Consider the following 8801-nt stretch of genomic DNA (forward strand, 5'->3'; position numbering starts at 1 on the left):
TCGGTTGTTGCAGGGGTAGTGCCGGCCGCTGGCCGGCAATCGCCGTTGGTAGATGCCGACCTTGGTCGGCGCCGTTGATTCCGTGCCAACCAAGGTTGGCACCTACCAGAGCGGTGCGCCGGTCGTTGCAGGGGTAGTGCCGGCCGCTGGCCGGCAATCGGTGTTGGTAGATGCCGACCTTGGTCGGCACTGTGGATTCCGTGCCAACCAAGGTTGGCACCTACCAGAGCGGTGCGTCGGTCGTTGCAGGGGTAGTGCCGGCCGCTGGCCGGCAATCGGTGTTGGTAGATGCCGACCCTGGTCGGCGCTGTGGGTTTCGTGCCAACCAAGGTTGGCACCTACCAGAGCGATCGCTGGTATCAGAGCAGCCCTTCGCGCTTCACCGCCAGGTAGCGTTCCACCAGCGCGCCGGGCAGGGCATCGGCGGTCACGTCCAGCACCATCACCTTCTCGCTGCGCAGCGCCTCATGCGCCTTCGCGCGCTGCTGCAGATACAGCGCCGCTGCACCGGCCTGGGTGGCGTCTTCCAGTGTCTGCACTTCGCTGTCCAGCACGCCGTCCAGCTCACGCTCGCGCAGGCTGGCCACGCATACCAGATGGCGCTGCTGCAGCAGGCGCACCGCCGCCAGCAGGTCTTCGATGTCTTCGTCGCGCACGTTGCTGACCAGCATCACCAGCGCGCGCCGGCGCTGGCGCAGCGACACTTCGGTAGCGGCGGCCAGATAGTCGGTGGCCACCGCGCGCGGCTGCAGATCATAGCTGGCGCGCAGCAGGTGCTCGACGGTGCCCATCCCGCGCTGCGGTGCCACCCAGCGGCGCTCGCCACCGGTGGCGAACAGGCCGGCGGCATCGCCCTGGCGCAGCGCCAGGTAGGCCACCACCAGCGAGGCGTTCAATGCATGATCGAAGTGCGAGAGCCCGCCTTCGCTGGCCAGCATGCGGCGGCCACTGTCGAGCATCAGCAGCAGCTGCTGGTTCTTCTCGTCCTGGTACTCGCGCGAGATCAGCTTGCGCGCACGCGCGGTGGCCTTCCAGTCGAGCTGGCGCAGGCTGTCGCCGATGCGGTACTCGCGCATCTGATGGAAGTCGGTGCCTTCACCACGGCGACGCTTCACATGTGCGCCGACCAGCCGCGAGGCCTGGTCGGCACTGAACAGGGCGAAGCGGGTGAGCGGTACGAAGTTCGGATAGACCCGCACGTCCAGTGCTGGCGGCAGCGTGCGTTGCTGCCACCACAGGCGCCACGGTGAACGCATGCGCAGGTGCACGCCTTCGAAGCGGAAATGCCCACGCTGCAGCGGCTGCAGATGATAGTGCAGGGTGGAGGCACTGCCGGCCTGCAGGTGCACGCGCTGCGGCAGTGACTCCAGCGGCCAGCCGCCGGGGACCAGATCGAACACCTGCACCGTCATCGGTGCGTCCGCCTGCAGCCGCAGTGCAGCCTCGCGGCGCACGCCCAGTGCCAGCGCTTCGGGCAGTTCGCGCTGCACCTGCGGCGACGGACGCCGCCACTGGCGCCATAGATCCACCAGCGCCGGCACGGCAATCGCCAGCGCCGCCAGCGCCCAGCTCCAGCGCGGCAGCAACCCGCCCAGCACCAGGCCGCCCAGGACAGCCCAGGCCAGCAGCAGCGCCAGCAGCAGCGGGGCCGGCCTCATCGGCGCGGCGCTTCCACCTTGGCCAGCAGCGCGCCCAGCACGTCGTCGGCGTCCTGGCCTTCAATCTGCAGTTCCGGTGCCAGCGCGATGCGGTGGCGCAGCGCCGGGCGTGCGATGTCGCGCACATCATCCGGGGTGACGAAATCACGACCGGCCAGCACCGCCTGTGCACGCGAGGCACGCACCAGCGCGATGCTGCCACGCGGGCCAGCGCCGACCGCGATACCCGGCCACTGCCGGGTCGCCGCGACGATGCGTACCGCGTAATCGATGACTTCGTCATCGACCGTGATCGCCGCAGTGGCGCGCTGCAGTTCCAGCAGCTCGCCGGCGCCGAGCACACGCGGCACCTGGCTGAGGTCGAAATCGCTGGCGGCGCGGCCGCTGGTGATTGCGGTCACCATGCGCTTCTCGTCCTCCAGCTGCGGGTAGTCGATCAGCACCTTCAGCAGGAAGCGGTCCAGCTGTGCTTCCGGCAGCGGGTAGGTGCCTTCCTGCTCCAGCGGGTTCTGCGTGGCCAGCGCCATGAACGGCGGCGCCAGGGTGAAGGCCTTGCCTTCGATGGTCACCTGGCCTTCCTGCATCACTTCCAGCAGCGCCGACTGGGTCTTGGCCGGTGCGCGGTTGATCTCGTCGGCCAGCAGCAGGTTGGTGAACACCGGGCCGCGACGGATCTTGAAGCTCTCGCTCTTCGGGTCGTACACCGCGTGGCCACTGACGTCGCTGGGCATCAGGTCGGGGGTGAACTGTACGCGGCCGTAATCCAGTTCCAGGGCCTGTGCCAGTGCGCGCACCAGCAGGGTCTTGCCCAGCCCGGGCACGCCCTCGATCAGCACGTGACCACCGGCGAGCAGGGCCACCAGGATCTGGTCCAGCACATCGGCCTGGCCGATGAAGGCGTGGCCGACGGCATCGCGGATGGCATCGACGCGTTCGATCAGGCGGGCGTTGGCGGCCGCCGGCAGCTCGGGGACTTCAGTCATAGCAGGGATCTCATCTGGAGCAGCAAGCGGATGCGCTCGCGCAGGGCGGAGGAATCGTGCGGCGGTGGGGGCGTGAGCGCGCTGGCGACGCGGCCCTGCGGCCACTTCAGCAGCTCGGCGATGGCCTGATCGCGCGGCGCACCATCCAGTGCGGCGGCAATCGGTGCGCGCAGGCGCAGGCGGTGCAGGAACAGGGCGAGCACGGCCTCGTACAGGCGTATGCCGTGACCGAAGCGCAGCAGCAGTTCGCCACTGGCGCGCACGTGCTCCAGCAGCGAACGGCGTTCCAGCACCGGTGACGGCAGCAGGCTGCCGAAGCGCTGCGAGCGGCCCCACAGCCAACCCAGCAGGGCCAGCAGCAACGGTGACCACAGCGGCCAGCCCTGATAGAACATGCGCGACCACAGCGACGGCGGGCGGCTGGCATAGACCAGCCAGACCGCACCCTTGCCGTAGTTCGGATCGAGCAGGTAGCGGGTCAGGTCGCGATGGGCAGGATCGTGCAGGCCGTCGCTGGCCTTGCCTGCGGCAGAGGCCAGGCGCGCTGCCGGTGAGTCCACTTCGCTGCGCATGAACTCCATGTCGGCCAGCACGCTCACTCTGCCCTGGCCGTGGCGCAGGCGCGCGAACACCAGGTCGCGATCAGTGCCCCAGCGGCGTTCGGCCTGCGCACTGGCCGCAAACCCCAGGGTGAAGCGGCGGCCACCACAGAATTCGACGTGGCCCGGATCGTCGTCGACATGGAAGGCCTGGCAGTCGCTGCGCTGGAACAGGCTGTCCACGCCCAACTGGTCCAGCAGGGGACCCTGCGTGCTGCTGGCATCGTCCTCGGCCGGTGGCGGTGTACGCACCAGCAAGTGGCCGCCCTGGTCGACCCAGTCCAGCAGCTGTTTCACCGCCGGCGCCGGCAGTTCGCTGCTGTCCTGCAGCAGCACCACCGTGTCGTGGCGCCCCAGCGTCATCTGCTGCAACTCCAGCCGCGGTCGCGAATGCACGTCGATGCCATCGGCGCGCAGGGCCTGGCCGAGTACGTACAGCGGGTTGTAAGCGGCCTCGCCCTGTGGCGGCAGCCGGATCGTCTCGGTCACCCGCTCGTGCGTGCGCAGGTAGAGGATGGTCAGCGGCACACCGAGCAGCACCAGCACCCCCAGCAGCAACGACCAGAACAGGCGCGGACTCATGCCTGCCACCCGTACTGCTGGCGCAGGGTATCGGCCAATGCATCGAAATCGGCGCGGCTGGGCAGGCGGCCACCGTAGGCGGCGTACTGCCACATGCGCACGATGCGCGCGAACAGGTCACGGTCGCTGGCCTGGGGCATGCGCCGCGATGCGCGCAGGCATTGCGCTTCGGTGGCACCGGGTGGAAGCGCGATACCGCTGCGCTCGCCCACCGTGCGCACACTGGCGCGGTACAGCAGGGCCAGCGCCTGCCGCGGCCGGCCCTGGTCCCACAGCAGGCCAGCCTGGGTGGCCACGTCCGGCGGCAGCACCACCGGCAACTCCACCTGCTCCTCCAGCACCTTCGGTGCAGCGTCGGCCTTGCGGCGGCCACTGCCACGCAGCCACGGCAGCCACAGCCGCGCGGTCAGCAGCAGCACCAGCAGCAGGATGCCGAGCAGGCCCCACAGGCCCCATTCGGCCAGCCGTGCCAGCCAGGCGATGCCGTCCTTGCGCGCTTTGCGTTCACCTTTGCTGTTGGCGTCACGCTGCAGCTGCTTGTCTTCCTTCTTTTTTTCCTCGGCCTGCTCGATCGGCTTCCAGCGGGTGACCTCGCGGGTCGGGCGCTGCAGCGGGTCCTCATAGGCGCGGTTCACCGCCTGACGGAAACCGGCGGTGTCCACCGGCGTACCGCCGAAGATCATTGCCGGCGTGTTGGCCGGGTCGATGGTCGGTCCTTCGTCGCCTTCCTCGGCGTCGATGCCACGGTCGTTGGGCTTGCCCATGGCACGTTCGGGCCCGGTGTCCGCGTCCTGCGCATGCACCGGTGTGGAGAGCAGCGGCAGTGCCAGGCACAGCAGCAGCGCCAGCGTCGATGCCGCCGGCAGCAGGCGGTCGCGCAGGCGCCGCAGGGCGATTTCCACGTCCCAGGCTTCCATCTGCGTACGCCGGTTCAGATACAGGCCGAAGCCGGCACCAACGTAGAAGGGCCCGATCAGCACCGACGCCAGCCAGCATGCCAGGTTGAAGCCCAGCCGCGCCCATGCGGGCGTGTCCTGGCCAATCATGTCCCATGCGGTGCGCCACGATTCGGACATCAGCTCCAGCGGCATGAACATGAACACCGCGCCGATCGCGCCGGACACGAGCACCGCTTCGAACGCCATGCAGGTCACGGTGAGCACCAGTGCCGCGCCCGCTGCGCCAGCTGCCACCGCCCGACGGCGTGGACCGCGTTGGCCCGGCGTGTTGCCTTCCAGCAGGTTCACCGGCAGGCACAGGCTGCGCAGCACGCTGAAGCGGCGCCAGCCCAGGTAGCCCCAGAAGCCGCTGTTGCCCCACGCACCCTGTGCGCGCAGCGCCGCCAGCGTGCCGACCGGCTCGCCGAAGATGCCGCGCGACAGCACGTACAGCGGCGCTCGTTCGAACAGTGGTTTGCACCACCACATCGCCAGCCAGGCCCAGCCGAACGCATCCAGCCACCAGCCCAGTGCGTTGAAGATCACGAACAGCGGGGCGCTGGCCAGCAGCCAGCTGCCCCAGACCGCACGTGCGTGGCGGCGGGCGAGGGCGCTGCCCAGCTCCATGGCTTCCCAGCCGCTGCGCGCGCGCAGCACCACGTCCAGGCGGTCAATGCGCATCGCCGCCTCCACGTCCGCCGCGCCACAGCCACAACAGCACGCCGGCCCACAGCACGCCGGCCACGCTGAACTTGCCCCATGCGGGTACTTCGGCGATCGATGACCAGAAGGCCTCGATGAAGGCCGCGACCAGCAGCATGAAGGCGACGCCGAGGCACAGCCGTGCGCCGATGCGGCCGCCATCGACCAGTGCATCCAGGCGGCTGCGCCGGCCCGGTGCCAGCAGCTTCATGCCCAACTGCAGCCCGGCGCCGCCGGCGATCACGATCGCGGTCAGCTCGAAGGCACCATGGCCGACCACGAAGCGCCAGAACGGGCCGCCGTGGCCGATGTGCTGCAGGTGGCCGGCCACCGCACCGATGGTCACGCCGTTGAACAGCAGTACCAGCAGCGTGCCCAGCCCCGCCAGCAGGCCGCTGGCGAAGGTGCGCAGGGCGATGCTGATGTTGTTCATGACGTAGTGGCCGAACATCATCCAGTCGGTGCCGCTGTCGCGGCCCAGGCGTTCGGCCGCGGGGTCGTACATGCGCTCCATCTCGGCAATCTGGCGGTTGTCCATCAGCATGTGGATCAGGTCCGGATAGGCCTGCGCCAGCACGAAACAGGCCACCGCCGGCAACGCGAACATCGCCAGTGCCACCCACATGCTGCGTGCCTGGCTGCGGACCAGCAGCGGAAAGTCGGCCACCAGGAACTCCAGTGCCGCGCGCCAGCGCGTCGGCCGCGTGCGGTACAGCACGCTGTGGCCCTGCTGCATCAGCTGCTGCAGGCGCTGCACCAGCTGTGGGCTGTAGCCGCGCTCGCGGGCCAGCGCCAGCTGCTGGCACAGGCGCCGGTAGCGCTGCGGGAAGGCAGTGTCGTCCAGTGCCAGGCCCCTGGCCTTGCGGCGCGTGCGACGCGAGGCACCGGCGCGCAGCAGCAGCCACTGCTCCAGGTCCTGCCACTCCTGTTGATAGCGGGCGACGAACTGTTCCTGCTTCATCGCCGCCCCAGCAGCCAGTTGGCCATGGCGTACAGGCGCAGCACGGCGACCTGGCCGTGGGTACCGGTCAGGGGCTCGGCAATGCCGGCCAGCTCCTGCTGGCGTGCCGCCGAAAGCCGTGGCGCACGCTCGGCAAAGGCCATCAGTGCGGCCTGTTCTTCCGGGCGCAGCGGCTGTGGCGGGGCCAGTACGCTGTCGATGGTGGGTGGCGGCGGCAGGTACAGCGCAGGCGCGTGCACCACCACGGTGCCGGCCACCAGGTCACCCAGGCGCCGGCCATGCGGGTCGAACAGGCTGCTGATCAGGCCAAATGCATAGCCGAACGGCAGCATGTCCACGGTACGCAGCAGATTGCGGGTGATCGACGCCATCCAGCCCACCGGTGCGCCATCGCGCGACAGCACCCGCAGGCCCAGTGCGCGCTTGCCAAGGGTACGGCCCCACAGTGCCTCGCAGACGATCGGGTAGGCCCAGTAGACCAGGAACATCAGCACCAGGTAGAGGCCGGAGCCGAACTTGTCCAGCAGCGCCAGCGGAATCGACATCAGTACCAGCACCGCGATGCGTACGCCCAGGTCGATCAGCCAGGCCATCGCCCGCGGCAGCGGGCCGGCTGCCGGCAACTGCAGCAGCACACCCTCCGGCGTCACCACCTCGCGGTAGGTATCGAGCATCGGTGCGGCCATCAGTGCGATGGCCTTCGTTGTGGGCGCCGGAGTCCTCTCCGGCAGGCGTCCACAGGCATGGGGGTCTCGACAGGTCCTGGTCGGGCCCAGACTTTAGCAGAGCCGCATGGCGGCGTTGGCTGCTCAGCCCAGGTATTCATCCTTCAGCCGCATGTAGTGGTCGGCCGAGTAGTGCAGCGACTCGATTTCCCTGTCGCTCAGCGTGCGGGCCGGGCGGGCCGGGTTGCCGACCCAGAGCTCGCCTTCGCCCACCACCTTGCCCGGGCCGACCACCGCACCGGCACCGACGAAGCCATGGCGCTCCACGCGGGCGCCATCGAGGATGCAGGCGCCCATGCCGATCAGGCTGTAATCACCAATGGTGCAGGCGTGGATGATGCAGCCATGGCCGACCGTCACGCCCTCGCCGATCAGGGTCGGGTAGCCGGCCTTGTTGTACGGGCTGTGGTGGCTGACGTGGATGATCGTGCCGTCCTGCACATTGGTGCGCGCACCGATGCGCACGTAGTTGACGTCACCGCGGATGATCGTGCCCGGCCACACCGACACGTCATCGGCCACTTCCACGTCGCCGATGAGGGTGCAGGCCGGATCGATGTACACGCGCTCGCCGAGGACGGGCATCTTGTCGCGGAAGGGGCGCAGCGGGTTCATCGGTGTCTCCGGAAATCAGGGCGTTCACTGCGATGATACCCGCGTGGTCCGCACGCCGCGTGCCTGCCGCGGGGTAGTGCCGGCCGCTGGCCGGCAACCTCATGGGCGCACCTGGATTTCCGTGGTTGCCGGCCAGCGGCCGGCACTACCAGAAGCCGGCGCGGTCGCCTATGCAGGCGCGAGTTCGGCCAGCATCTTCCGGAACAGTGCGTCCAGCCAGCCGTTGTCGCCCTGTCCGGCCGCCAGCTGCGGGACCTGCGCGGTGCGCACGGCCATTGCATGGTCGATGTAGTCGCTGATGATGACGACGCGCGGACGGGCGGTGACTTCGGCGCTGGCTCGCTTGACCACCAGCAGGGCGTCGATGGCGTTGCGCACGGGACCGTCAGGCAGCAGTCGGTCCAGCAGGTCCTCGAAGGCCATCGGCGGCGGCGTGGATTCGCTTTCGATCCACTGGCAGGCAAGCAGGGCACGCAGCACATACAGGTACTTCTTGGTACTGACGGTGGGCTCGCCCAGATGGCGGCTGTACGTGGTCTTCGCCATGCTCATGTAGTGCCACCAGCTGCCCAGCGGCGAATAGAACCCCTTCGCTGCCTCCCACAGCTGCGCCACCGCAGCGTCATCCTGCTGGTACACGATCGGCGAACGCAGCCACTCGATCAGCGTTGGATTGGACTTGGAGACCAGCCGCAGTGCCTTGCGCAGGTCCCAGCCACTGACGTCGAGCTCCTGATCGATCGGCAGCTCGATCACATCACGCTGCGCTTCGCCGGGACCGGTGCTCTCGTTGACGCTGAGGTACCACGGCTGGCGATGCACGTAGATGAAGCGCGCGTCGTAGTCACTGTCCGGCGAGGAGAAGCCCCAGCCGCGGCTGCCCGATTCGCAGGCCAGCAGCACACGCACATCGTGGCGCTGTTCGATCGCGGCGAGGGTGGAAAGGATGGCGGCGCGCTTGTCCGGCGCGATCGGGTGGATATCGTCCATGCAGTCGTGTTCGCAATGTCGAGCGTGCTCGACTGTAACGCAGGTGCG

General features: G+C 68.9%; 8 protein-coding genes. All 8 read right to left on the minus strand.

Annotated elements, in window-relative coordinates:
• Positions 1-359: 359 nt before the first annotated feature.
• The 8 genes from N5D91_RS02375 to N5D91_RS02410 all read right to left on the minus strand — a co-directional run bounded on the left by N5D91_RS02375 (position 360) and on the right by N5D91_RS02410 (position 8753).
• Positions 360-1658, minus strand: coding sequence for a DUF58 domain-containing protein (locus tag N5D91_RS02375; protein WP_153854769.1), 1299 nt, complete (start codon positions 1656-1658; stop codon positions 360-362).
• Positions 1655-2641 (minus strand): MoxR family ATPase, encoded by a 987-nt coding sequence (locus N5D91_RS02380; protein ID WP_005411535.1) that lies wholly within the window; start codon positions 2639-2641, stop codon positions 1655-1657. Before N5D91_RS02380 ends, N5D91_RS02375 begins: the two co-directional genes overlap by 4 nt.
• On the minus strand, positions 2638-3822 hold the full coding sequence (locus N5D91_RS02385) for a DUF4350 domain-containing protein (RefSeq protein WP_180855631.1): 1185 nt from the start codon (positions 3820-3822) through the stop codon (positions 2638-2640). The genes N5D91_RS02380 and N5D91_RS02385 overlap by 4 nt, the downstream gene beginning before the upstream one ends.
• On the minus strand, positions 3819-5441 hold the full coding sequence (locus tag N5D91_RS02390) for a DUF4129 domain-containing protein (protein ID WP_180855632.1): 1623 nt from the start codon (positions 5439-5441) through the stop codon (positions 3819-3821). Before N5D91_RS02390 ends, N5D91_RS02385 begins: the two co-directional genes overlap by 4 nt.
• Positions 5431-6423, minus strand: a complete 993-nt coding sequence (locus tag N5D91_RS02395; protein WP_180855633.1) for a stage II sporulation protein M — start codon at positions 6421-6423, stop codon at positions 5431-5433. The genes N5D91_RS02390 and N5D91_RS02395 overlap by 11 nt, the downstream gene beginning before the upstream one ends.
• Positions 6420-7109, minus strand: a complete 690-nt coding sequence (locus N5D91_RS02400) for an RDD family protein (protein ID WP_180855634.1) — start codon at positions 7107-7109, stop codon at positions 6420-6422. The genes N5D91_RS02395 and N5D91_RS02400 overlap by 4 nt, the downstream gene beginning before the upstream one ends.
• 123 nt (positions 7110-7232) lie before the next feature.
• A complete protein-coding gene (locus N5D91_RS02405) occupies positions 7233-7763 on the minus strand; it encodes a gamma carbonic anhydrase family protein (protein WP_180855635.1) in 531 nt (176 codons plus the stop codon).
• A gap of 168 nt (positions 7764-7931) precedes the next feature.
• Positions 7932-8753, minus strand: coding sequence for a nucleotidyltransferase domain-containing protein (locus tag N5D91_RS02410; RefSeq protein WP_180855600.1), 822 nt, complete (start codon positions 8751-8753; stop codon positions 7932-7934).
• Positions 8754-8801 lie beyond the last annotated feature (48 nt).

It is taken from the genome of Stenotrophomonas sp. GD03794 (assembly GCF_029842145.1).
GTDB lineage: Bacteria > Pseudomonadota > Gammaproteobacteria > Xanthomonadales > Xanthomonadaceae > Stenotrophomonas > Stenotrophomonas riyadhensis.

Bases quoted from the DNA above. Each gene is read 5' to 3' on its own strand.
- N5D91_RS02375 (WP_153854769.1), bottom strand. From the start codon at position 1,658: ATGAGGCCGGCCCCGCTGCTGCTGGCGCTGCTGCTGGCCTGGGCTGTC.
- N5D91_RS02380 (WP_005411535.1), bottom strand. From the start codon at position 2,641: ATGACTGAAGTCCCCGAGCTGCCGGCGGCCGCCAACGCCCGCCTGATC.
- N5D91_RS02385 (WP_180855631.1), bottom strand. From the start codon at position 3,822: ATGAGTCCGCGCCTGTTCTGGTCGTTGCTGCTGGGGGTGCTGGTGCTG.
- N5D91_RS02390 (WP_180855632.1), bottom strand. From the start codon at position 5,441: ATGCGCATTGACCGCCTGGACGTGGTGCTGCGCGCGCGCAGCGGCTGG.
- N5D91_RS02395 (WP_180855633.1), bottom strand. From the start codon at position 6,423: ATGAAGCAGGAACAGTTCGTCGCCCGCTATCAACAGGAGTGGCAGGAC.
- N5D91_RS02400 (WP_180855634.1), bottom strand. From the start codon at position 7,109: ATGGCCGCACCGATGCTCGATACCTACCGCGAGGTGGTGACGCCGGAG.
- N5D91_RS02405 (WP_180855635.1), bottom strand. From the start codon at position 7,763: ATGAACCCGCTGCGCCCCTTCCGCGACAAGATGCCCGTCCTCGGCGAG.
- N5D91_RS02410 (WP_180855600.1), bottom strand. From the start codon at position 8,753: ATGGACGATATCCACCCGATCGCGCCGGACAAGCGCGCCGCCATCCTT.